Raw genomic sequence first — 26,966 nt, 5'->3', positions numbered from 1 at the left:
TTAATTGGGATTGGAGATCCCTACGGATTGATTTTGGTATTCTTCTGTTAAAATTGCTTGCTTAACGAGCTTGGTAACTGCCCGCTCACTAACTACGGCAGTGGTAATCGGTTGTCCTTCCGGAGTAATTTCAGCGCCTTGATTTTGAACTTCAGATTTAACTTCAACTGGTCGAATGATGGTGTACGGCAGCTCTGTTTCATCAACTAGCTTAGCCACGTACTTGACCTCCAGCATTAGTTCCCTTACGTCCTGAACTTCAATCCAAGTGGGATCAATTTCGTTATCCATTCCAGCGGTTGCTAAAAAAACAATTTTATTAACTTGTAATTGTTGTTCTTCTAGCCGGTCCACCACCGTTTCAAACTCCTCGTCCATCCCCAAATGAAGCAGGTCTACGTACAATACGTCGTAGTTGCCCATCGCCTCTTGAACTTCAGCAATAGTCACCTTCACTTCTGGCAAAGTATTTAGCTCCGCCGCCACTACATCAGAGACCGGGCGATCCATCCCGATTGCTAATATCTTCATTGTATTCTCCTTTAAAACGTCTTTTTACCATTATAGAACGGATTCATCCTTTCTCCAATTTTATCGATTATTGAAGCTTTTGTACGCTCCCCGCGTGATCGTGAGTTGTTGAAATATTTTTTATGTGTTAAAATTTCAGACAAATTAAATGGACCCAAGCCTATATAATGTCTTAATCTGGTTGACAGTTTCTACCCAACGCCGTAAATGTTGGACTATAGGAATTTTTAACTTACATATTCATCAAAATGGCTGGAGAATGAGCTAGTCCGTTTGCTTTGTCGTGCCAATAATCGGGCCACTTCTAAGATACGGTGGGGAACGATAAATCTTGGTGACGGCGTGGTAAACTACTAACCCTCATGTCCCAGCTTTTTTTAATTGTAGTTTGGCGCCTTCCAGACTATTTATAGGCTCGCTTTCATAACTTTTGAAAATATATGAAAACGAGGAATGTGCTTTATGAAAACTAATGATTCGTATGCTGACGCACCAATTACCGAAATCACCCCGCAACTAACCGAGGGTAAAGCAGCGGTACTTGGTTTTCAGCACCTCTTGGCGATGTATTCTGGTGACGTAATCGTCCCCCTCCTTATCGGGGGCTTTTTACATTTTACCGCCGCCCAAATGACCTATTTGGTGTCCATCGACATTTTCATGTGTGGCATTGCCACCCTTTTGCAAATTAGAACCACGCCGCTCACCGGAATTGGCCTACCTGTCGTGCTAGGTTGCGCAATTCAATCGGTCCAACCTCTAGAGCGGATTGGCGGTGGACTAGGGATTACGGCAATGTATGGGGCAATTATCGCGTCGGGACTCTTCGTTATTCTGGTTGCCGGGCTCTTTTCCAAGATTAGGGGCCTTTTTCCGCCAATCGTAACTGGTTCCATCATCACCGTAATTGGGTTTACCTTAATTCCCGTGGCATTTGAAGACATCGGGGGTGGAAATCCCGCTGCGCAATCATACGGCGACCCCAAAAATCTATTAGTCGGTTTGGTTACTGTTGCAGTAATCGTCCTCATCAACGTTTGGGCGCGCGGTTTCATGCGTTCCATTGCCGTGTTAATTGGGATTCTCGTTGGAACCGGCATCGCCGCTTTGTTAGGAATGGTATCATTTACCCCCGTTTTACAAGCAAGCTGGTTTCATTTTCCCCGCCCCTTTTACTTTGGGGTGCCGACTTTTAACCTCTCAGCGATTTTAACGATGATTATGGTGACCCTCACCACGATGATTGAATCCACCGGGGTATTCTTCGCCCTCGGTGATTTAGTTGGTAAAGAAATCACCCAAACCGATTTAAAACGGGGATACCGTGCGGAAGGCGTTGCTGCCATTTTAGGCGGAATTTTCAATACCTTCCCGTATTCCACCTTTTCTGAAAACGTAGGGGTTTTGCAACTTTCCGGTGTTAAAAGTCGCAAACCGCTTTATTACGCTGCTGGATTTCTAATCCTCTTAGGACTCCTCCCAAAGGCCGGCGCCATGGCCACCATTATTCCTTCTAGCGTCCTGGGAGGCGCTATGCTAGTAATGTTCGGCATTGTCGGCATCCAAGGCGTCCGAATTCTCCAAAAGGTGAACTTCAATCAAACTAAAGATATCTTAATCAGTGCATTATCCATTGGAATGGGGTTGGGGTCAACCGTAGATCCGCAAATCTACCGAGCCCTCCCCCAAGCCTGCCAGATGCTCTTAACTAACGGCATCGTGGTGGCTAGCATCACCGCCGTGGTCCTTAACCTATTATTCAACGGCTACGATTCTTCTCGTTAATTGTTCCATCAGTAACTGTGCTAAAATTAAGTTAAATGAAGTTAATGTCAGTGAATGAAACAACCGACCCGCCTACTTTAATGGCGCATCGACCTTCGCTTTTGCGATGTCGCTTCGTTCTTGGCATTTTTCTTTTAGGATGGAGATTTATGATGGAAAATAATTTTATTTGTACATGGGCTCGGGACGCTTCCCCACTGATGCAAGCTTACCACGCTAACGAATGGGGTCGAGTTTCTCACGACAACCGTTACATGTTTGAAATGCTCTCACTAGAAGGCTATCAAGCTGGGCTCAGCTGGAATACAATCCTTAACAAACGGGCTGCCTTCAAAGAATCCTTCGCTAACTTTGAGGTCGCTAAGGTTGCCCAAATGACGGATGCTGACGTGGAAAAGCTTATGCAAAATCCAGCTATTTTACGGCATCGCGGTAAATTAAAAGCCACCATTACGAACGCCCAGGCCTTTATGCAGGTCCAGACGGAGTTTGGCAGCTTTGATAAATATATTTGGCAATTTGTTAATGGCCAGCAAATCAACGACCACATCCGCATTCCGGAAGAAATCCACGCGCAAACCCCGCTTTCAGTAAAAATTTCTGCAGATTTAAAACAGCGCGGGTTTAAATTTGTGGGGCCGGTAATCATTTACTCATTCATGCAAGCAATCGGCTTAATCAACGATCATGAAATTGAATGCATGTATAACCCCGGCTAAGGAGGGCTCTGCTAATGGAAAGACTAATTCCCACGTCCGCAAACGGCACCATTCCCAATCTTTATTTTATTGGCCGGTGGGTTCCTAAAAAGTTGGCAAATCGGTCGGTGATGTACACCACCAACTTAGGTGCTCAAGTTACTTTTGAAGTTCAAAATGCTGCGAGCGTGAGCTTGGAGTGGATACTTCCAGACCTCGCCATCCCGCAAACCGTCACAATTTTTGTTGACGATCAGCCTCGATTGATTGAACTTAACGAGCCCCGCTTTGAAATTCAATTAAGTTCAAAATCCCGACACGTCGTGCACCTTTATTTCACTGGTAATACCGACCAAGACGAGGTTTGGACTTCTTCAGCAGGTTTAGCGCTCGCCGATGTCCATCCTTCTGTAGGTGGTCAAATGCACGCAGTTAAACCTGCCGGGCCCTTGGTTGCTTGGATTGGCGATTCCATCACGGCGGGATGTTGGGTACGTGAAAAAGTTCCTTCTCGCGGATATGGCGCCGACCTCAACTACGCAGCGCTAGTTTCCCGTAAATTAAATTGGGAAGACTATCGGGTTGCTTACAGTGCAGCCGGAATTATTCGTTACGGCACGGGCGGGGTTCCTGCCGCGCCCCGTTTTATTAACTACGTAGATTACGAAACTCCGGCACCTGATTTCCAACCTAAATTTGTTTTTGTTAACTTAGGCACCAACGACTGGCAATTCGATACTCCAGTATTTGAAATGTACTTCACCGCCTTTATGAAGGAAGTTCAATTTAAGTTCAATGAAGCTCAAATTTTCGTGATGATTCCGTTAAACCAGAGCCATGCTAAAACGATCAAAGCCATCGCACAAACGTTTAATTTCACCGTAATTCCAACCGCCACTTGGAAATATTCCACTACGGATGAAGTTCATCCCGACGTGGCCGGATCGCAAGTTCTCAGTCGCCAACTGTTGGACTGGCTACAGATTCACGGCTGGGTTTGATCAGAGCTTGCCTTACTTCGTTTTAACCCAATCCCGGTGAAACCACTCAAGATTGAGAAAACGGGCGACAAAAGGCTAAAAAAGGCAAATGGCAAGTAGTCCAACGTGGCTACGTGGAACGTATTTGCCGCAAACGTCGCCGCCACGCCCCAAGGTACGAGGTAGTTAATGACGGTTCCCCCGTCTTCCAAAGCCCGGCTTAGCGCTACGTTTGCTAAGCCGGCTTTTTTAAAGGTCGCTTTGAAGGCTTTTCCTGGCAGAATTACCGATAAAAACTGCTCTCCAATCAAGAGGTTGGCTCCCATCGCACTAAGAACCACTGCTAAAATCAATTTGCCGTCACTATTTAGTACTCGCGCAATTGGTTCCATGACCTGGTTGATCAACCCTAAATGAACGAGCACGCCGCCTAGTGACAAGGTCACCACAATCAAGGAGACGGTGGTCATCATGCTGGCAATCCCGCCCCGACTTAGTAATTGATCCACCTCTAGGTTACCAGTGTGAGCAACGTAGCCAGTTTCAATAATTTTAGCTAAGTGCTGCACAGAAGTAGCCGGATGTTCGAGCCAAATTAAACCTACCGACACCCCAATGTTGATGAACAGGGTGGGAACTGCCGGGACTCGGCGCCAAGCGCAAACAAACATTAAAATAATTGGAATTAAAACCCACCAGCCGGTTGCAAAATGGGCCTGTAAAACTGATTCAGTATGCTGAATTTTGCTAATGTCAGCATTTTGGGCGTCCCCTGCACCAAAAATAGCAAACAAGATTAACGCTCCCACAAAGGCTGGCAACGTTGACCACATCAAGTTGCGAATATGATCAAATAAATCGGCATCGACCACCGCCGCAGAGAGATTAGTTGATTCAGAAAGCGGCGAGCACTTGTCGCCAAAAACCGCTCCGGAAATGATTGCTCCAGCAACTAACGCTGGGTTAATGCCCATCGTCATCCCCATTCCAAAAAACGCGATCCCCACGGTCGACATCACCGTAAACGCCGATCCGACGGCAGTCCCCACCAATGCGCAGACTACGAAGACGGAAGGGATGAACCAGTTTACACTGATCATTTTAAAACCTACGAGCATCAACGTTGGGATGATGCCGGCCGCAATCCAAACGCTGATTAACGCTCCTACAAGGATAAAGATGAAAATCGGGATAATCCCGGTTTCGATCCCCGATTTAATTCCATCGTTAATCGCTTGCCAGCTAAACCCCCGTATTTTAGCCCAAATCGTTAATAATCCTAATACTAAGAGTACCGGTGTTTGGGGTGACAACCCCCACTTAATCACGCCGGTTCCTAAAATTGCCAACATGACAATCAAAACTAAACTTGCTTCCCGTGTCTTTACCTTTTGCATCCTCTTCCTCCTTAATTTAGCTAATAAAAAATCCCGGTTGTATTTAAAATACAACCGGGACGAATTAACCGTGGTACCACCCAAATTAGACCCTCCCTAGGGGACAGTCTCACTCACTAGATGATAACGGTTCTAGTTATTAGCCGTTCTTAACAAAACTATTCCACGGTATTTCGCCGCAATAATCCTGATCGGTTTGCAGCAACCACCGACTTCCTGACACCCAGATTATCCGCTACTTAATGTGAAAGTTATTGCGCTTTAATTTATTGTAGCTAGCCTATCATGTCCATTTTCAAACGTCAAATCCCAAGCTTTATAAAATCGGAGACAGGAGCCGTGAAAAAGTTTGTTTGAACTTCAGCCAGCGTGATTGGCGGTTAAAGATACCCACCGTTTGCAAACTAGAATTTTCAATGTCCTTTAAGAATATTTCTTCTAATTGGTGAGCAATATTTTCGTCGTACATGAAGGCGTTAACTTCAAAATTAAGTTTAAAACTTCGAAAATCTAAATTTGCGGAGCCCACTGACGATACCTTTCCGTCAACCACCATCGTTTTCGCGTGTAGAAAACCGTTATTGTAGTAATAAACCTTGATCCCCCACTTTGCGCATTGCCAAGCGTAGTACTGGGTCGCGCGGTACACAAAGACGTGGTCAGGTTTGCACGGCACCATAATGCGCACGTCAATTCCCGAATTTGCCGCCAATCGCAAGGCATCCAATACGCTATCATCCGGGATTAAGTATGGCGATTGAATCCAAATCGACTTCTTTGCCGCGTTAATCATCTTCAAGTAACCCATCTTAATCTTTTCAATGTCTGAATCCGGCCCGCTAGACACAATTTGTAAACTGGTATGCCCCTTAACCTCCGCAACCGGGAAGTAAACCGACCCTGGTTTAAATTCTTCACTTATCGGATGCGCGCGGTCGGTAGCATTCCAGTCTAAAATAAAGCGCGATTGAAGACTATAAACTCCCGAACCGACAATTTTCAAATGGGTATCCCGCCAATAACCAAATTTTTCTTTACGCCCTAAATACTGGTCGCCAACGTTAAAGCCACCGACATAGCCGATTTTGCCGTCAATCACCACGATTTTTCGGTGATCTCTGAAGTTCAATCGAAAGTCGGTTAACGCTGAACGCGTCCCCAAAAAGGGAAAGGCCTGTCCGCCAAGCTCGTTTAACTTCTTAAAGAAACTCCGCTTGGTACCCATCGAACCCCACGAGTCCCAAAGCACCTTTACTTCCACGCCTTCTTTAGCCTTTTGTTCTAACAACTTTCGCAAATCATTTCCGATTTGGTCGTCATAAATTGTATAAAACTCAACGTGAATATGTTTTTGGGCTTTTTTAATTTCCGCAAACATGTCCTCAAACAATGCGTGTCCGTCAGTGATGATTTTGACGTTATTACGGCGAGTCAAAAACGCGTAATCCGTCCGCGAAAAGAACTGTACCATTCCTGCTGAATCTTTAACCACTTGATCAGCAGCTGTTAAAGTCGTTTCCTTTAACTCCTTACGTTGATGTTCCATAATTTGGTCTAATTCCAAGCGGGTTTTGCTTTTTAACGGAAATAATTTATTTTCCGGCAGCTTGCGACCGACAAAGGCGTATATAACGAATCCAAATAATGGCAAAAAACATAGTACCAATAGCCAGGCCCAAGTCGCGGCAATATCCCGACGTTGTCTAAAAACCGTATATAAAGCTCCCGCCACGTTTAGTATTAAAACCCCATCAACAATCCATTTTAAAATCTGCAATGCCATCCCCCCATATTAATCCTATGCCTTATCATACTATCTCCTTTGGAAAATAAAAGTGATTTTTTATATTACCCCATTGATTATTTCATATGTAATCAAATATCCGACAAAATGTAATCTCGTAGCAATCAAAAATTCACATTTTCTTCACATTTTACTTCTATAGTACTAAGCATAGATAACTTTTTCATTTACTCCCCCCATAAGGTGAATGAAGTGTCTCAAGACCAGTTACTTATTACCTGTATGCGTCTCCTTAGTGAGACGCTTTTTTTGTGTTTAAAAACAGGCAGACCAATTTTGCTTAATTCTCTAGCAACTGGTCTGCCTGTTTTTATTTATACTGATTAATCTTTTGGCAGTTAATCCATTCCTTTAAATTGGGGGCGTTTATTAGGAATTAAATACTGCGCTGGTACCGGCTTACGCTGCGGATCTTCGCTCCAATACCGGGGGATTAAATGAATATGACAATGAAAAACACTTTGTCCCGCGGCCGCTCCGGAATTAATAGTCACGTTGTAGCCGTCCGGGTGGTATTTCTCATCTAGAATCGCTTTGTTTTGTTCAATTAAATCCCAGATGGCCTTCCGCTCTTCGGCGGTGACATCCCAAATTTGACGGACGTGCCGTTTTGGAATGATCAACGTGTGGCCCTTACTTACTGGGTAAAAATCCAGAAAGGAAGCAGCCAGTTCATTTTCCACAATGTAATCTGCCTCCGTTTTTTGGCAAAATACACAGTTTGGGTCGGTTTTCATATGCGGTCCCTCCATTCAGTCCCATTGTACACAAAAAGCAGGTTAAAAGGGGACTTTCAACCTGCTTTAAGTTATTCAACAGCTAAATCGTTGATATTCTTTTTCGCTTTTTCATCATGACTCCAGAACGGCACCTTCACGACGCCCATCACCTTCGACTTCTTTACAAATCCCCAATAACGGCTGTCGTTAGAAACGCTACGGTGGTCACCTAAAACAAAGTAGGAATCCTTTGGAACCTTTACCGGATTTTTTGCCCAACCATATTTATTAGCAATTGAGCTGAGCGTCCAATTTCCCGTTCCGGTTGTGCGTTGTTCCTCGTCAATAAACTTTTGCGGAACTTCTTTATTATTTACGTAAAGCTTACCGTCTTTATAACTGATCGTGTCGCCTGGAACCCCAATCACCCGCTTTACGTAATCAACTGGTTGAGTAGCCGCCGGATCCTCTCCGTGGGCGTCAAACACAATTACGCTCATGCGTTTGATTTTGGCTTGTTTCCAAACTAGCACCCGTTCGCTATCCTGTAAGTTAGGTTGCATTGACGAACCGTCAACCTTTACGATTTGGAACAAGTAAGTTTTAACAAGAAAAGCAATTAATAAACCAACTACGATCGGTAAAACCCAATCCCTTAAAAACCTCATTAACTCTCCTCCAGACTATCTCATACGACTTAATAATTTTAATTGTAGCCCAAAGTATCCTGGTTGTCTTAAGATTTTTAGTTTTGAAACCAAATTTTGATATTTCTATATCTTTTTGAAATATAACTGTTATATTCGGGTATTTTTAACTTAAATTGAAGTTCAAAATTTGCTTAAATAGTTAAATTTGAACTTCAATCACACTTCGTCAAAGTCAATGTCTAAGTCCTGCCCTAACGCGACATCCTCTTCTTTTAGGTACTGGTGATCCAGCATTTTCACGAATGGGTAATAGATAATAATCCCTAAAATAATCTCCACTAGTTGTAGTAGGGACCCGGTCCAGCTTCCGGTAGCGAGCCAGCCCGAAATAATTGGCGGTGTCGTCCATGGCAGTAAAACCCCGTTAGTCCGTGCACCCATCCGAGGGTGAATACCACTCCCGAGATGAAGGTGTTCAATACCGGCACGATGATAAATGGAATTGCGATAATCGGGTTTAAAACTACTGGCAGACCAAAAATAATCGGTTCGTTAATTCCAAACACTCCTGGTAGAATCGCCAATTTGCCTAACTCCCGAATCCGTTTGGAACGGCAAACCGCAAACATAACGATCAAAAGCGACAAGGTGCTTCCGCCGCCACCGTAGGTCGTAAAAATATCAATAAAGGGTTGCGTATAAATGTGTGGGAGCGGAAGGTGGTTTTGGAAAGCCTTCAAATTGTCCTGGGTAAGGACAAAGAAAATCGGTGACCAAACCGAATTAGTAATGGTTGGTCCGTTAATCCCAAACACCCAAAGCAAACTCGCTAAGAAGTTGTATAGCAATACTGATGGCAACGAGTTTCCTACGTGCTTAAGCGGTGCTTGTAACAAGGTATAAATAAAATTATATGCGGTATCGAAACTAGAAATACTAAAACCGATCCGAATTAAGAAAAATAGCAAAATTACTAACGCACTCGGAATTAACGCATCAAACGATTGACTTACTGCTGGCGGAACTCCCTCAGGCATTTTAATTGTCCAGTGGTGCTTCACGGCAAACCGGTAAACTTCCACACTGACAATCGAAATGAAAATCCCTAGGAAAATTCCGTTAGGTCCTACGTACATGGTTTGTACCGCGCTTACCGCCGTTTTACCAACCGCAAACGAAGTCGGGGTCAAAATGAGGAATGAAACCAAGGCAACTACCGCGGAATGGATGGCCTCGAGCCCCCGGTTCTTTCCATAAGCGTAACCAATGCCCATACAGGATAAAATTCCGGTGAAGCTAAATACCGAATTGGAAACCGCGCTAAACCATTCTGTCCAGTGTTCGCCTAAAATCCTTGTCCAAAAACTTTCCCAGCCTGGAATGGGAAAGTTGCCGATTAGCAGGAAAATGGAGGTAACGATGATTAATGGCGTGATGATTAAGAATCCATCCCGCAAAGACTTTAAAACCACGTTGTTTCCCAACTTAGATGCTAACGGCATTAATACTTGTTCAAATTTCTTCTGCATATCTTCCAAGCCCCCTTTGCTTTTAAATTTAGTAACAGTACTGGTTCTTAAAGGCGGTTAAATCTTCGCGATTAGCCGCCAGTACGCACCCTTCTACAAGGTGATCAATTGCCGCCGACAATCCCGTACCACCCTTTTTAGGCATTTTCACGATTAGCAACTGATCCTTATACTGCTCAATAATGGCCGCGTTCTTTTCCAATGCCGTCGCTTGTAGTGCGGGAATCTTAGTATCCTTTTGAAACGCCGCGGTCAATTCGCAAGCCATTTGCGAAAATTCTGGGTAATCGTAAGTCGGTCCAATTATAACCACATCGGCGGCCATCTTAGCGGCCATTTTGGTGAACTTTTCCTGAACTAGTTCCGGATGTTCCCGGTAATAATCCGTTCCACAATAGAAAGTACCGATGACTTCTCCGTCTACCTTTGCCAAAGCTTTCGCGGTGGTTTCTGCGCTTCCCAATGCAACTTTTTTGCCGCCTAATGGGGTGTCAGCGCGTTCCTTACCACCTAGTCCCGCTTGAATTTGGTCTAAAATAATGATGACTTTCAAAAAATCCCCTCCTTTGATTTATTTAATGGGTGCCTTAATTCGTTTTTCATAAGCGTCCAACCATTCCTGCGTAATGGGTTCAATCCGGGTCGTTTGGTTTTCGGCGGGATGGGCAATTAGAATCTGGGGTGCACTAGTTGCCGTAGCTACACTGAAGGTAAATTCGACGTTGGTAGCTACTCCCCACTCGCCGTTCTTATTCAACGCTACTAATGAGAATTCACCCGCCTTGCCATAACGGCGCTTTAGTTTTTCAACGAACGGGTACACCGCGTGATCACAGGCGTCCTGTGGCGTTTCGCCTTCTGCCATTCGTCGAACGATTTCATAGGAAATGCATCCCTTCATGATGTCTTCACCCAATCCAGTTGCTGCAGCACCACCGATTTCACTGTCAACGTAAAAACCGGACCCCGAAAGCGGTGAATCGCCAACCCGTCCCGCTTTTTTCATAAATAACCCGGATGTGGAAGTGGCTGCTGCCATGGAACCACTTTGCGCAAGCGTGAGGGCGCCAATCGTATCGTGCCCGTCGTATGGGCTAATTTGGGCCTCTTGAATTTCCTTTAAACGTTTTTGCCAACGAAGCTTCGCCCGGTCGGTTAGCATGTTACGCATTTCAAACCCGTTCACCAATGCATACTTTGTGGCGCCCTCACCGACCCGAAAGCTATTGAAATGTTCATGACTTAGTTGCCGAGCCACCGAAACCGCGTGGAGGACGTGGTGAATGCCTCCTACCGCGCCCTGGGCTAGGGTGTCACCATCCATAAAGGCGGCGTCCATTTCGACCACTCCTTCTTCGTTTGGCAACCCGCCGTAGCCCACCGATTTATAGTAGGGATATTCTTCGACCACGTTGATTAAACTTTCAACGGCATCTCCCGCACTTGCATTTTCTTTCAGCATTTCACTGGCTTTCAAAACTCCGTCGTGTGCCATTCGCCAGGTGGCAATCGTTGCCCAATTTGTCATTTCTTTTCCTCCATTTTTGCTAAACCTACCATGGCATTCATGTAAATCTCCATGTTTAACTTCAAATCATGATTGGTCATCCACTCGTCTTGTTTATGTGCAATCCCTTTTTGCCCGGGGAACGATGGCCCAAAAGCAATAATGTTAGGTACCGCCCGGGCGTAGGTCGCTCCCGTCGTGGTTACGGGAGTTCCATCTTGCCCGGTAACCATTGCGTAAACTGCCGATAGTTGTTTTATCCGCGGATCATTTTTATCATGCATAGTTCCGGGTATCCGCCGAACCACCCGAAGCTCACTTCCCGGAAGAACTGCTTTTTTAAGTCCCGCAGTAACCTGTTCTTCGGTAACGGTCACCGGATAACGGATCGCAATACTTAACTTCAAGCCACCTTCAACTTTTTGGAGGAGGTAGGGCGTGACCATCAATTTGCCACTATCTTCGTCTTGAAAATCTATCCCTAGTCCCTCGCCAAAGTAACGTTGGTCAAAACTATCGAGGAGCCAATCAAAGTAAGTAACCAGTTCGGGGGCTAGTTCAGCCCGCTTCTTGATCGCCTTGGCTAGGAGCATGATGGCGTTCACCCCCAGCTCTGGAGCGTTAGAAGGGCTGCGTTTCCCCTGAACTTCAACCAATTGATTTTGAACTTCAATTGCGAGTTGGTCGGGGACGTGATCTTTTGCTTGGTCACCCGTGATGGTCGAAATTTGCTGTAATGCTGCCAACTTAATTGGGGTATCGATTTCATAATTAACAATTCCACGCTCGCCATAGACTGCTGGAAATTTACAATCAGGAGTAAATCCAAATTCGGGGGCTGGTTGTTCCTTTAGATAAAGGGGGATGTCCGCACTCCCGCTTTCCTCATCGCTACCAAAAATGATTCGCAAAGTTTTCCGGGGATAAAATCCGCGTTCTTTAAGTAAATGCATCCCAAACAGCACCGCCATGATGGGCCCCTTATTATCTAAGACACCCCGGCTATACAAGATGTCTTCCCGAATATTTAACTTAAAGGGATCGCTTTGCCAGCCTTCACCAGCTGCGACCACGTCTAGGTGGCCAACGATTCCTATGTAGTCGCTTGTGTCGGGACCCCACTGTACTACCGCAACGGCATCATTGACAATGCTTGTTTTAAACCCGTACTGGTCGGCTAACTTCACGGCCACCCTTAATACTTGGCGAGGACCTTTCCCAAAGGGTGCGTGAAGATCAGCTGGCCCACGGACACTTTGAACTTCAATCACCTTTGCTAAATCACGTAAAAATTCATCGTAATGTGCTTCAATCAGTGCTTTAAACTCTTGGTTAACCACCATTATTTTCCTCCTTGTTCCAAACGGGTCAGGGTCGTTTTAAAGGTGTACTTATCGGCCCGGTAATAAGACGTGTCGTAGAAAATTGGTTGCCCATCTGCCGTGTAGGTAAGCGAATGGACGCAAAGAATGGGATCTCCCTCCTGAACATGCAGTAACTTCGCTAGCTTTTCGTCGACCTTAATGGCCTCGATTTCTTGGTTGGAATAGGCAATTTCAACCGTTTCTGCCAAGATTTGAAACAATGAATGCTTAAAATCGTTTTTTTGATGATTGGCTACGTACTTATGTAAAATTACGATGTCTTCGATAGTCATCGGATCATCGTCCCAAAAACGTAGGCGAACTAGTTCATCAACTTCAGGTTGCGGATTATTACGCAAGTTTAATTTTTCTTCCACCCGCTGGTCTGGTTGAATCAACGGTTGGTAATCAAGGACCTGCGTTCGACTTTGTTTGCCATAAGTTTCGGCAGCTTCCGTAAAACTTTGTAGACCCATCCGGCCGCTTTCAACCTTATTGGACGAATTCGTCGACATAATGTAAGTTCCCTTTCCCGGATCCTTCACCAAAATTTTGGCGGTCACCAGCCGTTCAATTGCCTTCCGCACCGTCAGCCGGCTCACCCCGTATTCGTCAGCAAGTTGATATTCTGAAGGTAACCGCTGCATATTAGAATAAATTCCCTGCTGAATCCGTTCCACAAGGCTTTGCGCCACTTTTTCAAACTTTGTTTTTGGCATTCTTTTGCTCCTCATCGCAAATCATCCATTTTGATTTACGGTATATACTACATTGTGTTTACCATATTTACAAGCGCTTTCTGAAAATTGGTATATTTATTTCCTGTATTATTTTTCATTCTCCACACAAAAAAACGGCTTACTTAACCATTAAATTTCTTCATTGGTTAAGAAGCCGTTGAACTTAATTTGAACTTAAAAATACCAGTTGCCGACCACTAGATAATTCTTCGCAGAATTGGTAGCCTCGCTGCGCAAACTGCTTTAGTTGCGCAACCTTTTGAACTTCATTTTCTGCCATAAATCGCACCATTTCACCGCGTGCAATTTTGGCTTTGGTAGCTTTTTGCTTTACTTTACCGTCCACTAGTTCGCCAAATACGCAGGTTATCATCTGTTGGTCTGCTTGTAAATAGGGCTCTATTACCCGAGCATATTCTTTAGACGCTAAGTTGATCACCACTTCGGTCTCTTTAAATAATTGGTGATAGATTTGGGCGCCCCAAAAATCGTATAAATTTTGTTGACCTGCAATTTGTAAGCGGGCCTGCATTTCTAACCGGTAGGGCACAATTCCATCAAACGGACGCAAAATTCCATAGAGTCCTGAGAGAATCCGCAAATGATCTTGTAAATAGTTAAGCTGCGGACTAGTCATTAAGTCGGCACCCAAACTTTGATATTGGATACCAGTATACGCAAGCACGGCGGGCGTTTGGTTGCGTAACAAATCAAGTCGGCGCGTATTTTCATAGTTGATTACGGCTAGCCGATCACTGCATTTCCAAAGCTGCTGAAGTTCATTTAAGTTCATTTTTTTCAATCGATTAACAATTTGTTGGGCCTGACTTAGAAAATGCGGTTGGTTAAGGACGGCAAAGGAATCCGTATCCACCTGCATTTGCTTAGCTGGCGCAATGATTATTTTCATGATATTTATTCACCACTCTTTAGTTCATTCTAACAAATTCGACGCGTTTGTTTCACGTGGAACTGTAAAACAAAAAGAGCGTGTGCCAAAGGACGGGTAACTTGCGAGCACTAACTAAAAATTGACCAATATGCCTGAGTCTGGCATATTGGTCAATTTTAGGTTAAGCGGAATAAACTGATTTTTGACGCACATTTTAACCCTATTAAAGTCAAAGTGCCCGAATGTTTTTTAGTTTTTCTCAGCCCATTATTTAATTAAATCTTCGCAATTTTTCCTTGCTGAATATAAACGCTCAAGATTGCGATATCCGCAGGAGTTACTCCGCTGATCCGAGAAGCTTGCGCAATCGTGGTTGGCCGAATTTTTTCTAACTTTTGCCGTCCTTCAGTTGCTAACCCGCTAATCGCGTTATAATCGATTCGATCAGGAATTACCTTAGCTTCCATCTTCTTCAAACGGTCAACTCGTTCTTGGGCTTTCTTGATGTAGCCGGCGTACTTAATTTCAATTTCCACCTGTTCAACTACCCGGCGATCGAGCTGCTTTTCTGAAGCTGGAATGAACTTCAGCAAATCTGCGTAGGTAACTTCCGGACGCCGCAAGAATTCGGCTGCCAAAACACCATCCTTTAAGCCATGGGAACCTTTAGACTCCAAAAATTCCTTTACTTGACCAGGTTTAATGCGAATTTGTTCCAAACGGTGAAGTTCATCTTGAATATCCGCCTTCTTTTGTAAGAATGCCGCATATTCTTCTTCACTAACCAAACCAAGGTCGTGACCCATTTCAGTTAACCGTAAATCGGCGTTATCGTGCCGCAAAATTAACCGGTATTCTGCCCGACTAGTTAACAAGCGGTACGGTTCCTTAGTTCCCTTAGTAACCAAATCGTCAATCATTACTCCGATATAGGCATCGCTGCGTTTTAGCGTAAAGGGTTCCTGTCCGAGTGCCCGACGGCCTGCGTTAATTCCCGCAATTAAACCTTGTCCGGCTGCTTCTTCATAACCGGAAGTTCCGTTAGTTTGACCCGCGGTGTAAAGGTTCTTAATTAACTTCGTTTCCAAAGTGTTCTTTAATTGATAAGGAGCTACAACGTCGTATTCAATAGCGTAACCAGGGCGCATCATTTCTGCGTCCTCTAACCCCTTGATGGAGTGCAAAATTTGTTGCTGCACTTCTTCTGGCATCGACGTCGAAAGTCCTTGAACGTACCATTCGTCGGTCTTCCGGCCTTCAGGTTCAAGGAAGAGTTGGTGGCGGTCCTTGTCCGCGAAGCGCACGATTTTATCTTCAATTGAAGGACAATAACGTGGTCCCACGCCTTCAATTACTCCGGAAAACATGGGCGCTCGACTGAGGTTTTCCCGGATAATTTCGTGCGTCTTCTCGTTGGTGTAGGTTAACCAACACGACAATTGATTCTTTAATTCCAAATACTTACTATCCGGAGTTTGGAAACTAAAATGGTTGGGTTCCTCATCACCAGGTTGTTCTTCGGTTTCGTCATAATGGATCGTTCCGCCATCAACCCGGGGTGGGGTCCCCGTCTTAAACCGTTCTAATTCAAAATGATACTTTTCAGTTAAATTCTTCGTCAACTCTAAAGCTGCTTGGGAGTTGTTTGGCCCCGAAGAGTATTGTAATTCCCCAATGATAATTTTACCGCGTGCGGCGGTTCCAAGGGTTAACACAACGCTTTTTGCGTGGTAGCGCGCCCCGGTATTGGTAATTACTCCCTTGCAGACCCCGTCTTCGACAATTAAATCATCTACAATGCCTTGACGTAACGTTAAGTTAGGTTCCGCTTCAATCGTCTTTTTCATTTCGGCATGGTAGGCATGCTTATCAGCTTGGGCACGCAATGCCCGCACTGCTGGGCCTTTCCCGGTATTTAACATCCGCATTTGAACGTAAGTTTTATCGATATTGCGACCCATTTCACCGCCTAAAGCGTCAATTTCCCGCACGACAATTCCCTTTGCGGGTCCCCCAATCGACGGGTTACATGGCATAAAGGCCACCATATCAAGGTTAATCGTCATTAAAAGGGTCTTGTTGCCCATCCGGGCCGCTGCTAAAGCCGCTTCGGATCCCGCATGGCCGGCCCCTACCACGATCACGTCGTAATCGCGGCCGTCATATTGTTTTACTTCCAACATTCTTCAACTCCAAATTTATTTTCCTAAACAAAATTGACTAAATAATTGGTCTAGCAACTCATCTTGGTAACTATCGCCGGTAATTTCGCCGAGTAGGTCCCAAGCCCGGGTCATATCAATTTGAACTAAATCAACGGGCATGCCTGCTTCAATCCCGTCTAGTACGGAATCTAAAGCAGTCACGGTTTGTTGTAACAACCCAATGTGCCGGGCGTTAGTAACCATTACGTTATTTGAACTATTTTCGATACTGCCCGCAAAGAATAACTTCGCAATTCGGTCTTCCAAATCCTTGGTTCCTAAAGGCGCTACCGCCGAAGACTTAATGATTTCTGCTTCACTAGCATATTTCTGAAGTTCATTTAAGTTAATTTTAGTTGGTAAATCAGTCTTATTTAAAACTACAATCCGCTGCATGTTTGCAGTTTGATCAAGTAACTGCCGATCTTCATCGCGCAGCGGCACGCTACTATCTAACACCAAAATTACTAGGTCTGCCTGTTGTAAGGCTTTCCGGCTACGATCGACCCCGATTTTTTCGACCTTGTCTTCAGTTTCATGAATTCCAGCTGTATCAACTAACTTAAGGGGAACCCCTTGAACATTCACGTATTCTTCAATTACGTCCCGGGTAGTTCCGGCCACGTCGGTAACGATCGCCTTATCTTCATGCAAGAGGTGGTTTAATATACTTGATTTACCTACGTTAGGATGGCCAATAATTGCCGTTGCTAAACCATCACGCAATACCTTACCTTGCTTAGCCGTTGCTAAAAGCTGGTTGACCTTGGCTTTAACTTCAATCGCCTTTTCTTTTAACAATCGCGTGGTCATCGTTTCAACATCGTCGTATTCAGGATAATCAATATTAACTTCAACTTGAGCTAAAACATCTAAAATATCTTGTCGCAAATTTTTAATTAAGTGGGAAAGATTTCCGTCAAGTTGGTCTAAAGCCACCTTCATCGACTGGTCGGTTTTAGCGCGAATTAAATCCATAACCGCTTCTGCTTGGGACAAATCGATTCGCCCGTTTAAAAAGGCCCGTTCGGTAAATTCGCCCGGTTTAGCCAATCGGGCATCTAACCCGAGAATTAATTGTAAAATACGGTTCGTTGCCACAATTCCTCCGTGGCAATTAATTTCGACTACGTCCTCTTTGGTATAGGTGTGTGGAGCACGCATTACCGAAACCATAACTTCGTCAATTTCTTCGTCAGTAGCGGGATCCACAACGTGCCCGTAGTTAATCGTATGACTAGCTACTTTGGCGAGGTCCTTGCCCCGGTAAATTTGACTAGCCACTTTTAACGCATTAACTCCGCTAATCCGAATGATCGAAATCCCGCCTTCCCCAGGAGGCGTCGAAATTGCCGCAATTGTATCAAATTCCGTTGAAACACTTGGCATCGCTAATATCGTCCTTTCTATTTCCAATAAAAAAAGCGCAATTCCACCTAAATAAATAATCGTCACCAGACGACGTCAGATGGACAAAGCACTTTCACTACTTCATCATATTCAATTCATACGCATATATCATAAAAGTTTCGTTTTTGTTTGTCAATTACTTTATTTTACGATTGCTAATAAAAAACGCCAACCCACCGACACCGGTAAATTGACGTTCAACTCAGCTTTTGTAACTACAATTGAAGTTCACGAACTATTTCCGTTTACTCTTCATTGCCTTACGTTTAGCCTTTTCAATTGCTTTTCGTTTTGCTTTTTCGGCTTGTAACTTAGCTTGCCGTTCTTTTTGAATCTTAAATGGATTTTGAATTACCAACGTTTGCCCCACTTGGAAGAGGTTCGTAACTACCCAATACAAAGTAATCGCAGCTGGGAAGTTTAGTGCCGTAATCAAAATAATCAATGGCATCCCAAAGGTCATTGCCGAAGTCATTCCATTTTGTGCGCCCACTGGTTGAGCCTTCATTGAAAGCCAGGTACTTAAGAAGGTAAAGATTGCCGCCAAAATTGGCAAGATATAGTAAGGATCCTTATCGTTAAGTTGCAACCATAGGAAGGTTCCTTCTTTTAATACCTGTGTTCGGCTTACCGCCGCGTACAACGCGTACATTACGGGCAACTGAATGATTAATGGCAAACACCCCGCCATTGGGTTAACGCCTGCTTCAGCATAGAGCTTTTGTTGTTCTTCACGAAGCTTTTGTTGGGTTTCAACATCGCGTGAAGAGTACTTCTGTTGAAGCTCTTTTAACTTGGGTTGAAGTTCAGCCGTCTTCATTGATGTCTTCGTTTGGTAAATCATCAGCGGTAAAATGATGATCCGGATTAAGACGGTGAACACGATGATTCCCCAACCATAGTTATTTCCGCAAATTTTCGAAAGATAAATGATAAATTTCGAAAAATTGTAAACAATTACGCCGTCCCAAAAACCGGTACTGTGACTGGTAATTGGTGCGGTGCTACATGCCGTTAATATGAAAGAGAGCGCTACCACACTCAGCAAAGCCAAATTTCGTTTTAAATGTTTCACTATTCTTCCTCACTTTGTTTCGAAGCAAACAGTCCAGCTAATTTAAAAACGTGTTCCAACTGGCGTTTAACTTCTTTCATTGGTAAACCTGAAGCTTGTGGGCGAGCAATTACTAAAAAATCAACGTCCGAACGCAAAAGGGGCTTGAATTCCAAGATACTTTGCCGAATTCGGCGCTTCATATAATTACGCATTACCGCATTACCGATTTTTTTACCTACGGAAATCCCCACCCGAAAATGTGGTTGCCCAGGTTTGTCCATTACGTAAACAACGAACTTCTTATTTGCAAATGAATTTCGGGTTTCAAAAACTTCTTGAAACTCTTTTTCTTTCTTTATTCGATATGACTTTCGCATAATCCCTCACCACAATCTCATTCACTATCACATATTATATGTAAAAACCGTTAGCTTGTCTCTAGAAAATAAAAATAAAAGACCACTGGGATCAGTGGCCTTATTATGCAGATAATACTTTTCTACCTTTTTGACGCCGACGTGCTAAAACTTTACGGCCGTTGCTCGTGCTCATGCGTTTGCGGAAGCCGTGAACGCGTTGACGATGACGTTTCTTTGGTTGATATGTTCGTTTCATTATGGTCCACCTCCTGAACGAAAATACACATACTGAATTTTTATATCTTAAGTTGATTCTCGATAAATCAGTTTATGTCCTTTAAAACAATTACCTTAACATAATAGCACATTTGCCATAGAAAGCAAACCACCAAATAAAACCTAACGGAAAAAAATTATCCACAAACAGAGCGTTAGTTTGTCGATTAAATTGTGGATAACCATTTTAGTTATTTTCGATTTTACACAGGCTTTTTCGCAGCGATTTTCACAAATCACAGCCTGTTTATAGAGTTATCCACAGCCTTGTGGAAATCTGTGGATATGTCCAATTAACGCCGTTATTACAACATCTTTTATCCACAGGTTGGTGTTCACAACTCTACTTTTGGTTTTAAGTATGCGTCATTTCCCCAGCCTGTGGAAAACCCAACTCACAGCCTGTTATTTTACACCATTTAGTTTTCCACACCCCTGTGGAAAACCGATTTTTTTTATGATAAACTGAATGAGCTAAAAATTTTGGAGGAATAAAAAGTGCCTAACTATATTGACCTTTGGAACCATATCAAAAATAGTTTCGAAAATGACGACTCAATGTCGAAAGCTAGTTTTGGTGCTTGGGTGGACACGGCCGAACCAATTTCATTGGATAACCACGTAATGAAAATTAAGGTTCTATCTAATTTGCACCGTGACTACTGGACGAAACATTTAATGGAAAAATTTGTCGAATACGCCTACCAGTTCACGGATCAGGACATTACGCCCGAATTCGTGACGGAAGACGAGTTTAAAGCTCAACAGGCGCAAAAGCCCCAGAGCACTGACAAATCTTCGTCCTTCTCCACCGAAGACACCCAGCTTAATAGTCGTTACACTTTCGATACCTTTGTTATCGGAAGTGGTAACCAGATGGCGCACGCTGCTGCAATGGCGGTTTCCGACGAACCCGGCGTTCTTTACAACCCGCTCTTCTTCTACGGGGGCGTGGGGCTTGGAAAGACCCATTTAATGCACGCGATTGGCCATCAGCTTTTAGAAAACGACCCTCAGACGCGGGTCAAGTACGTTACAAGTGAAGCCTTCACGAACGACTTCATTAATTCCATTCAGAAAAACACCACGGAAGAATTCCACGAAAAGTATCGCAATGTGGACCTTTTGTTAGTGGACGACGTACAGTTTTTCGCGGATAAGGAAGCTACTCAAGAAGAGTTCTTCCATACTTTTGAGGCGTTGTACAACGCGCAAAAACAAATTGTGCTAACGTCCGACCGGTTGCCTAATGAAATCCCTAAGTTGCAAGAGCGGTTGGTTTCCCGGTTTAAATGGGGGTTGTCCGTTGACATTACGCCTCCGGATCTCGAAACCCGGATCGCTATTTTGCGGGAAAAGGCGCAGGCTGACAACGTGGAAATTCCAGATGAGACTCTGGATTTCATCGCTAACCGGATTGATTCCAATATTCGGGAATTGGAAGGGGCGATGGCGCGCATTCAAGCCTACGCTCAATTGCAAAATGCCGCGATTACTACCGATTTGGCAGCTGACGCGCTGCGGAGCTTGAACTTTGGCAGCAACCTTAGTCACGTCACCATCCCCATCATTCAGGATAAGGTGGCTAAGTACTTCCACGTCTCGGTTGCTGATTTAAAAGGGAAGAAGCGTTTGAAATCAATCGTTATTCCCCGGCAAATCGCGATGTACCTTTCGCGAGAGCTGACCGATAACTCGTTGCCTAAGATTGGAACTGAATTTGGTGGCAAGGACCACACCACCGTCATCCATTCTTGCGACAAAATTAAAGCGGCCTTGGAAACTAACAGTGATTTAGCTCGTCAAATTGACGATTTAAAGAGCGAGTTAAAACCGTAAATTGTGGATAAGTGTGGATAACTCAAAAAGTTTTCCACAAGTACTCCACAGTAAGATTTGGGTTTCTCCCGCTTCGCTTTGAGTTATCCACAGTGCTAACAGCCCTTATTACTATTACTATTTTTTTAGTATTAATTAATATATACATGCCACGTGTAAAAAGGAGTTTTAAAACATGAAATTTACCATCGCACGAAATACGTTCATTAAAAAATTAAACGCAGTTCAACGCGCAATTTCTTCAAAAACCACGATTCCAATTTTGACCGGTTTGAAAATTAAAGCCGAAGCAGACCAACTAGTGTTAACGGGTAGCAATACGGATATTTCGATTGAAACAACTATTTCCGTTAGCGATCCGGATGCGGAATTAGACATCGAACAAACGGGTGACATTGTGTTAACTGCCCGGTTCTTCAGTGACATCGTTAAAAAATTACCAGACAACAAAATGTTAGTTGAGGTTTCGGACGGGTTCCAAACCACGATTACTTCGGGAGCATCCGAATTTAAAATTAACGGTTTAGATGCCAACAACTTCCCACATTTACCAGAAGTGGACAGTCAAACCACGATTACATTGCAAGCCGATGTATTTAGCGAAATGATTAATGAAACGGTTATTGCGGTTTCCAACCAAGAAAGTCGGCCAATTTTGACCGGAATTCATTTCACGATTGAAAACAATAAGTTAACCGCGGTCGCTACGGATAGTCACCGCCTTAGCCAGCGGATCATCAACTTACCCGAAGCCGTAAAAATGCCGGAAGATATTATCATCCCCGGAAAGAGTTTGTTAGAACTTTCGCGGATGTTGGATGAAGAAATTGACACGATTACGTTGCAAATTTCGGAAAACCAAGCTTTGTTTACGTTTGATGAAACCTTGTTCTACACGCGTTTACTAGAGGGATTGTACCCAGATACTTCCCGGTTAATTCCAAAAGAAAGTACGACGGCGATGGAATTTGAAGCACCCGAACTTTTAGCTTCAATCGAACGGGCTTCGTTGCTTTCTCATGCTGGACGCAATAACGTGGTTAAATTAACCATCAATGCGGCCGCAAAGAAAGCGATTATTACGGGGGATTCTCCCGAAGTCGGAAATGTTGAAGAAGTAGTGGTTACTAAGGATATCCAAGGTGAGGATTTGGAAATTTCATTTAATCCTGATTACTTGAAAGATGCACTACGCTCATTCGGGCATACGGCAATTAAAATGGAATTCACTTCACCATTGCGTCCATTTACGTTGGTCCCAACGGAAGATCAAGAAAACTTTATTCAATTAATTACGCCAGTACGGACTTTTTAGGGATTAAAAAAGTAACCTAACGCTCTGTATGGTAAAAAATTAAAAAACAGGTTCGGCAGCTAAGGCTCCGGACCTGTTTTTTTGTGGGATAAATTCTAATTGGGGGATCAATAATTAAAAGCAACGCGGAGGAGTTATTATTTTATGGTCGTTTTATTGAAACGAAGCGCCCAGATTAAGCTCGCGCGCTTTCCTGCAATGAAGGCGAAACGTGCGCCCCGCCCCAGTTTCTTCCGGTTAACCAAGGATTAGCCTCAACCACCTAACCCGCGGTTAAGGCTAACCCTCAGTTAATCCTTGTGCTCCGCTGCAGCATGGTCGAAACGTGCATTGAAACCCAGTCTTCTGCGGCTAACCAATCTAAGGGCTCAATCACCAAGTTCGTGATTAATCCCTTAGCTCAGTTAGTCCTCAAAGCCTACCCAGGTTTCAATGCACTCTTTTATAATCCCCCTCATTTTAATTTTAAGAAAAATTACCCTTCTTAAGGCAAAAATGATTCAAAGGGGGTAAATTCGCTGAAAAGCCTTTTGAGCGCCTGATTCGATTGTTTTTTGTCCAAAATAAGGGTATAATATATAAGAAGATATGTGGGGTGATGTCATGCAAAAAGAAATTGAAATCAACACACCGTTCATTACGCTAGGCCAACTTTTAAAAGAAGAGGGCATTATCGGAACCGGTGGACAAGCAAAGTGGTATTTACGAGAACACACTGTTTTAGTTAACGAAGAACCAGACGATCGGCGGGGACGGAAACTCTACGCTAATGATGTCATCGAAGTTCCTGACGAAGGTTCCTTCAAGATTACGACGAAATCTGGGAAGTAAATGTATTTAAAAACACTTGAGTTGCATAATTTTCGGAATTATGCGGACCTTAGCGTGGAATTCGGTTCGGGGATCAACGTTTTGCTAGGCGAAAACGCCCAAGGCAAAACCAATCTTTTAGAATCGATTTATTTTTTAGCGTTAACGCGCAGTCACCGAACCAGCAACGATCGCGACTTAATTGGCTGGAAAGCTAAGGAAGCCCGGGTATTGGGGACCATTCAAAAAGAACATACGCAAACCCCGGTGGAAATCGACATTTCTTCTAAGGGGAAAAATGCCAAAGTTAATCATATTGAGCAAGGCCGGTTATCACAGTATGTTGGCCAACTCAATGTGATTTTGTTTGCTCCAGAGGACCTTTCGATTGTAAAAGGCTCTCCAGCAGTTCGCCGACGGTTTATTGATATGGAATTTGGGCAGATGAGTTCTAAATACCTGTACAATTCTGCGCAATATCGCTCGGTGCTCAAGCAGCGTAACCAGTATCTTAAGCAGCTGCAAATCGATCCTAAGGGAGACCAAGTTTATCTGGACGTTTTGAGTGATCAGCTAGCGGCATATGGCGCAGAAATCATTTTTCAACGAATTCAGTTTTTAAAAAAGCTGGAAGAGTGGTCGCAAGCCGTACACGAAGAAATCTCGCAAGGTTTGGAAAAATTAACGTTTCAATACGTGTCTCCGCTCAAAAAGGATGAGACTACGTCGACCGAAACCATTTACGCGGCGCTCCAGGAGCTGTTGAAAAAGCATCGCCAACGAGAGTTACAACAGGGCAAAACTTTGGTGGGACCACATTTAGACGACGTTAAGTTTATCGTCAACGGAAAAAATGTCTCCACCTTTGGCTCCCAAGGACAACAACGCACCACGGCGCTAAGCGTGAAGCTTGCGGAAATTGACTTGATGAAAGAAGAAACTGGAGAGTATCCGGTTCTGTTACTCGACGACGTGCTTTCCGAATTAGATGATAGTCGGCAAACGCACCTGTTGACCGCGATTCAAAATAAGGTCCAGACCTTTATCACGACCACTAGTTTAAGTGGCGTGGCGCAACAATTAATTAACGAACCCCACGTCTTTAACATTGACCACGGAGTTTTAACGCAAAACGAGGAGGAATAGCTTTTGGCAGACGAAAAAGAGACGAAAGCAGAATTAGCCAAAGAATACGATGCGAGTCAAATTCAGGTCTTAGAGGGCCTGGAAGCAGTTCGTAAACGACCAGGGATGTACATTGGTTCAACCAGTTCCCAAGGTCTTCATCACTTGGTTTGGGAAATTATCGATAACGGGATTGATGAAGCCTTAGCCGGATTTGCAAATAAAATCGACGTGGTCGTGGAAAAAGATAACAGCATTACCGTTAGTGATAACGGACGGGGGATTCCAGTAGACATTCAAAAGAAGACCGGAAAACCCGCGCTGGAAACTGTTTATACTGTTTTACATGCCGGTGGTAAATTTGGCGGCGGCGGTTACAAGGTTTCCGGAGGACTCCACGGGGTGGGGGCTTCGGTAGTTAACGCTTTGTCGACCGAATTAGACGCACGGGTTATGCGCGACGGTAAGATTTACTACATTGACTTTGAACAAGGAAAAGTAAAAACCCCAATGAAGGTTCTTGGGCCTACCAAGAATCCTGACGATCACGGAACCATCGTGCACTTTGTTCCAGATCCAGACATTTTCCAAGAGACTACGGTCTTTGATATCAACATCCTCCGGACCCGGATTCGCGAGTTAGCCTTCTTGAACAAGGGCTTGCGGATTACCCTCCGGGATATGCGACCAGAAAAGCCTACCGAAGACGACTTCTTGTACGAAGGCGGAATTCGGCATTATGTAGAATACTTGAACAAAGGCAAAGAAGTGATCTTCCCTGAACCAATTTACGTGGAAGGCATCACTAAGGGAATCACGGTTGAAGTTGCGATGCAATACATTGAAGGTTACCAAAGCAAGTTGTTGACCTTCACTAACAACATTCACACCTACGAAGGCGGAACCCATGAAGAAGGGTTCAAACGGGCATTAACTCGGGTAATTAACGATTACGCGAAAAATACCGGAATTTTGAAAGAAAACGACGACAAACTTTCTGGGGATGACGTTCGGGAAGGTTTAACGGCAGTGGTGAGCGTTAAGCATCCGGATCCCCAATTCGAAGGGCAAACCAAGACCAAGTTAGGCAATTCCGATGCCCGGACCGCGGTTAACGAAGTGTTTGCGGAAACATTCAGCAAGTTCTTGTTGGAAAATCCAAAAGTTGCGCGGCAAATCGTGGACAAGGGTGTGTTAGCTGCTAAAGCGCGGGTTGCTGCTAAGCGTGCGCGGGAAGTTACGCGTAAGAAGAGCGGGTTGGAATTAAACAACCTGCCTGGTAAATTAGCTGACAATACCTCTAAGGACCCTGAAATTAGTGAATTGTTCATCGTCGAAGGGGACTCGGCCGGTGGTAGCGCGAAAGCCGGTCGTTCACGTCTCACGCAAGCAATTTTGCCGATTCGCGGGAAGATTTTGAACGTTGAAAAAGCAACGTTGGACCGGGTGTTGGCTAACGAAGAAATTCGGTCGCTATTTACCGCTTTGGGAACTGGCTTTGGGGAAGATTTTGACGTAACCAAGGCTAACTACCATAAGCTAATCATCATGACCGATGCCGATGTCGACGGAGCCCACATTCGGACCTTACTCTTAACGTTGTTCTACCGCTACATGCGGCCAATGATCGATGCAGGCTACGTTTACATCGCTCAGCCACCTCTGTACCAAGTTCGGCAAGGTAAGATGATCAAGTACATCGATTCCGACGAAGAGTTAGAAGCCGTGCTCGGTCAGCTTTCACCATCGCCAAAACCAGTTATCCAACGGTACAAGGGGCTTGGTGAAATGGATGCTGAACAGCTCTGGGAAACGACCATGAATCCGGAAAACCGGCGCTTATTGCGGGTTTCAGCTGATGATTTGGACGCTGCTAACGGGGACTTTGAAATGCTGATGGGTGACAAAGTAGAACCCCGGCGCAAATTCATTGAAGACAACGCGGTCTTCGTTGAAAACTTGGATATTTAAACTT

General features: G+C 44.3%; 23 protein-coding genes, 1 pseudogene and 1 riboswitch. Of the genes and pseudogenes, 8 read left to right on the top strand and 16 right to left on the bottom strand.

Annotated elements, in window-relative coordinates; all coding sequences use genetic code 11:
* Complete coding sequence (locus I6H64_RS09020; protein WP_008841472.1) at positions 1-531, bottom strand: NAD(P)H-binding protein; 531 nt, start codon at positions 529-531, stop codon at positions 1-3.
* 140 nt (positions 532-671) lie between these two features.
* Positions 672-769: riboswitch (purine riboswitch) on the top strand.
* Positions 770-993: 224 nt separating this feature from the next.
* Between I6H64_RS09020 and I6H64_RS09015 the strand changes: the two genes are divergently transcribed.
* From I6H64_RS09015 to I6H64_RS09005, 3 genes are all read left to right on the top strand, one after another.
* Positions 994-2,316 carry a nucleobase:cation symporter-2 family protein gene (locus I6H64_RS09015; protein ID WP_002832641.1) on the top strand — a complete coding sequence of 441 codons (1,323 nt, stop codon included), beginning with the start codon at positions 994-996 and terminating at the stop codon, positions 2,314-2,316.
* A 152-nt stretch (positions 2,317-2,468) separates the two neighbouring features.
* Positions 2,469-3,035 carry a DNA-3-methyladenine glycosylase I gene (locus I6H64_RS09010; RefSeq protein WP_036685306.1) on the top strand — a complete coding sequence of 189 codons (567 nt, stop codon included), beginning with the start codon at positions 2,469-2,471 and terminating at the stop codon, positions 3,033-3,035.
* Positions 3,036-3,049: 14 nt separating this feature from the next.
* Entirely contained in the window at positions 3,050-4,015 is a 966-nt protein-coding gene (locus I6H64_RS09005; RefSeq protein WP_008841470.1) for a GDSL-type esterase/lipase family protein, read from the top strand.
* Here I6H64_RS09005 and nhaC read toward each other — a convergent pair.
* From nhaC to rpmH, 15 genes and pseudogenes are all read right to left on the bottom strand, one after another.
* Positions 4,000-5,391 (bottom strand): Na+/H+ antiporter NhaC, encoded by a 1,392-nt coding sequence (gene nhaC / locus I6H64_RS09000; RefSeq protein ID WP_036685303.1) that lies wholly within the window; start codon positions 5,389-5,391, stop codon positions 4,000-4,002. The genes I6H64_RS09005 and nhaC overlap by 16 nt on opposite strands.
* A gap of 316 nt (positions 5,392-5,707) precedes the next feature.
* Entirely contained in the window at positions 5,708-7,174 is a 1,467-nt protein-coding gene (gene cls, locus I6H64_RS08995) for a cardiolipin synthase (protein ID WP_056985117.1), read from the bottom strand.
* Between the two features lie 359 nt (positions 7,175-7,533).
* On the bottom strand, positions 7,534-7,932 hold the full coding sequence (locus I6H64_RS08990; protein ID WP_002832647.1) for an HIT family protein: 399 nt from the start codon (positions 7,930-7,932) through the stop codon (positions 7,534-7,536).
* A 71-nt stretch (positions 7,933-8,003) separates the two neighbouring features.
* A complete protein-coding gene (gene lepB / locus I6H64_RS08985; RefSeq protein ID WP_008841465.1) occupies positions 8,004-8,582 on the bottom strand; it encodes a signal peptidase I in 579 nt (192 codons plus the stop codon).
* 198 nt (positions 8,583-8,780) lie between these two features.
* Positions 8,781-10,093, bottom strand: a pseudogene (locus I6H64_RS08980) (PTS sugar transporter subunit IIC).
* 28 nt (positions 10,094-10,121) lie between these two features.
* Positions 10,122-10,646, bottom strand: coding sequence for a GrdB-related putative oxidoreductase (locus I6H64_RS08975; protein ID WP_008841462.1), 525 nt, complete (start codon positions 10,644-10,646; stop codon positions 10,122-10,124).
* An 18-nt stretch (positions 10,647-10,664) separates the two neighbouring features.
* Complete coding sequence (locus I6H64_RS08970) at positions 10,665-11,621, bottom strand: glycosylasparaginase (protein ID WP_008841461.1); 957 nt, start codon at positions 11,619-11,621, stop codon at positions 10,665-10,667.
* Positions 11,618-12,943: a Sapep family Mn(2+)-dependent dipeptidase gene (locus I6H64_RS08965; protein WP_008841460.1), complete on the bottom strand. Its 1,326-nt coding sequence runs from the start codon at positions 12,941-12,943 to the stop codon at positions 11,618-11,620. Before I6H64_RS08965 ends, I6H64_RS08970 begins: the two co-directional genes overlap by 4 nt.
* Positions 12,943-13,683 carry a GntR family transcriptional regulator, LSA1692 subfamily gene (locus I6H64_RS08960; RefSeq protein WP_056985115.1) on the bottom strand — a complete coding sequence of 247 codons (741 nt, stop codon included), beginning with the start codon at positions 13,681-13,683 and terminating at the stop codon, positions 12,943-12,945. The genes I6H64_RS08965 and I6H64_RS08960 overlap by 1 nt, the downstream gene beginning before the upstream one ends.
* Positions 13,684-13,867: 184 nt before the next feature.
* On the bottom strand, positions 13,868-14,614 hold the full coding sequence (gene yaaA / locus I6H64_RS08955; RefSeq protein WP_008841966.1) for a peroxide stress protein YaaA: 747 nt from the start codon (positions 14,612-14,614) through the stop codon (positions 13,868-13,870).
* A 257-nt stretch (positions 14,615-14,871) separates the two neighbouring features.
* Positions 14,872-16,779, bottom strand: coding sequence for a tRNA uridine-5-carboxymethylaminomethyl(34) synthesis enzyme MnmG (gene mnmG / locus I6H64_RS08950; protein ID WP_008841967.1), 1,908 nt, complete (start codon positions 16,777-16,779; stop codon positions 14,872-14,874).
* 15 nt (positions 16,780-16,794) lie between these two features.
* On the bottom strand, positions 16,795-18,189 hold the full coding sequence (gene mnmE, locus I6H64_RS08945; RefSeq protein ID WP_002829332.1) for a tRNA uridine-5-carboxymethylaminomethyl(34) synthesis GTPase MnmE: 1,395 nt from the start codon (positions 18,187-18,189) through the stop codon (positions 16,795-16,797).
* 256 nt (positions 18,190-18,445) lie between these two features.
* Positions 18,446-19,285 (bottom strand): membrane protein insertase YidC, encoded by an 840-nt coding sequence (yidC, locus tag I6H64_RS08940; protein ID WP_008841968.1) that lies wholly within the window; start codon positions 19,283-19,285, stop codon positions 18,446-18,448.
* Positions 19,285-19,644 (bottom strand): ribonuclease P protein component, encoded by a 360-nt coding sequence (rnpA, locus tag I6H64_RS08935; protein ID WP_002829328.1) that lies wholly within the window; start codon positions 19,642-19,644, stop codon positions 19,285-19,287. The genes yidC and rnpA overlap by 1 nt, the downstream gene beginning before the upstream one ends.
* A 103-nt stretch (positions 19,645-19,747) precedes the next feature.
* Positions 19,748-19,882, bottom strand: coding sequence for a 50S ribosomal protein L34 (rpmH, locus tag I6H64_RS08930; RefSeq protein WP_002829327.1), 135 nt, complete (start codon positions 19,880-19,882; stop codon positions 19,748-19,750).
* Positions 19,883-20,400: 518 nt separating this feature from the next.
* Here rpmH and dnaA point away from each other — a divergent pair.
* The 5 genes from dnaA to gyrB all read left to right on the top strand — a co-directional run bounded on the left by dnaA (position 20,401) and on the right by gyrB (position 26,962).
* Positions 20,401-21,741, top strand: coding sequence for a chromosomal replication initiator protein DnaA (dnaA, locus tag I6H64_RS08925; protein WP_002829324.1), 1,341 nt, complete (start codon positions 20,401-20,403; stop codon positions 21,739-21,741).
* Positions 21,742-21,916: 175 nt separating this feature from the next.
* Positions 21,917-23,056, top strand: coding sequence for a DNA polymerase III subunit beta (gene dnaN, locus I6H64_RS08920; RefSeq protein ID WP_008841969.1), 1,140 nt, complete (start codon positions 21,917-21,919; stop codon positions 23,054-23,056).
* Positions 23,057-23,659: 603 nt separating this feature from the next.
* Positions 23,660-23,887 carry a S4 domain-containing protein YaaA gene (gene yaaA, locus I6H64_RS08915; RefSeq protein ID WP_002829322.1) on the top strand — a complete coding sequence of 76 codons (228 nt, stop codon included), beginning with the start codon at positions 23,660-23,662 and terminating at the stop codon, positions 23,885-23,887.
* Complete coding sequence (recF, locus tag I6H64_RS08910) at positions 23,888-25,012, top strand: DNA replication/repair protein RecF (protein ID WP_008841970.1); 1,125 nt, start codon at positions 23,888-23,890, stop codon at positions 25,010-25,012.
* 3 nt (positions 25,013-25,015) lie between these two features.
* Positions 25,016-26,962 (top strand): DNA topoisomerase (ATP-hydrolyzing) subunit B, encoded by a 1,947-nt coding sequence (gene gyrB / locus I6H64_RS08905; protein ID WP_008841971.1) that lies wholly within the window; start codon positions 25,016-25,018, stop codon positions 26,960-26,962.
* The last annotated feature ends 4 nt before the right edge of the window (positions 26,963-26,966 follow it).

The sequence above is a fragment of the Pediococcus acidilactici genome (assembly GCF_016127815.1).
Taxonomy (GTDB): domain Bacteria; phylum Bacillota; class Bacilli; order Lactobacillales; family Lactobacillaceae; genus Pediococcus; species Pediococcus acidilactici.
This window is presented reverse-complemented; position numbering and strand designations above follow the sequence as displayed.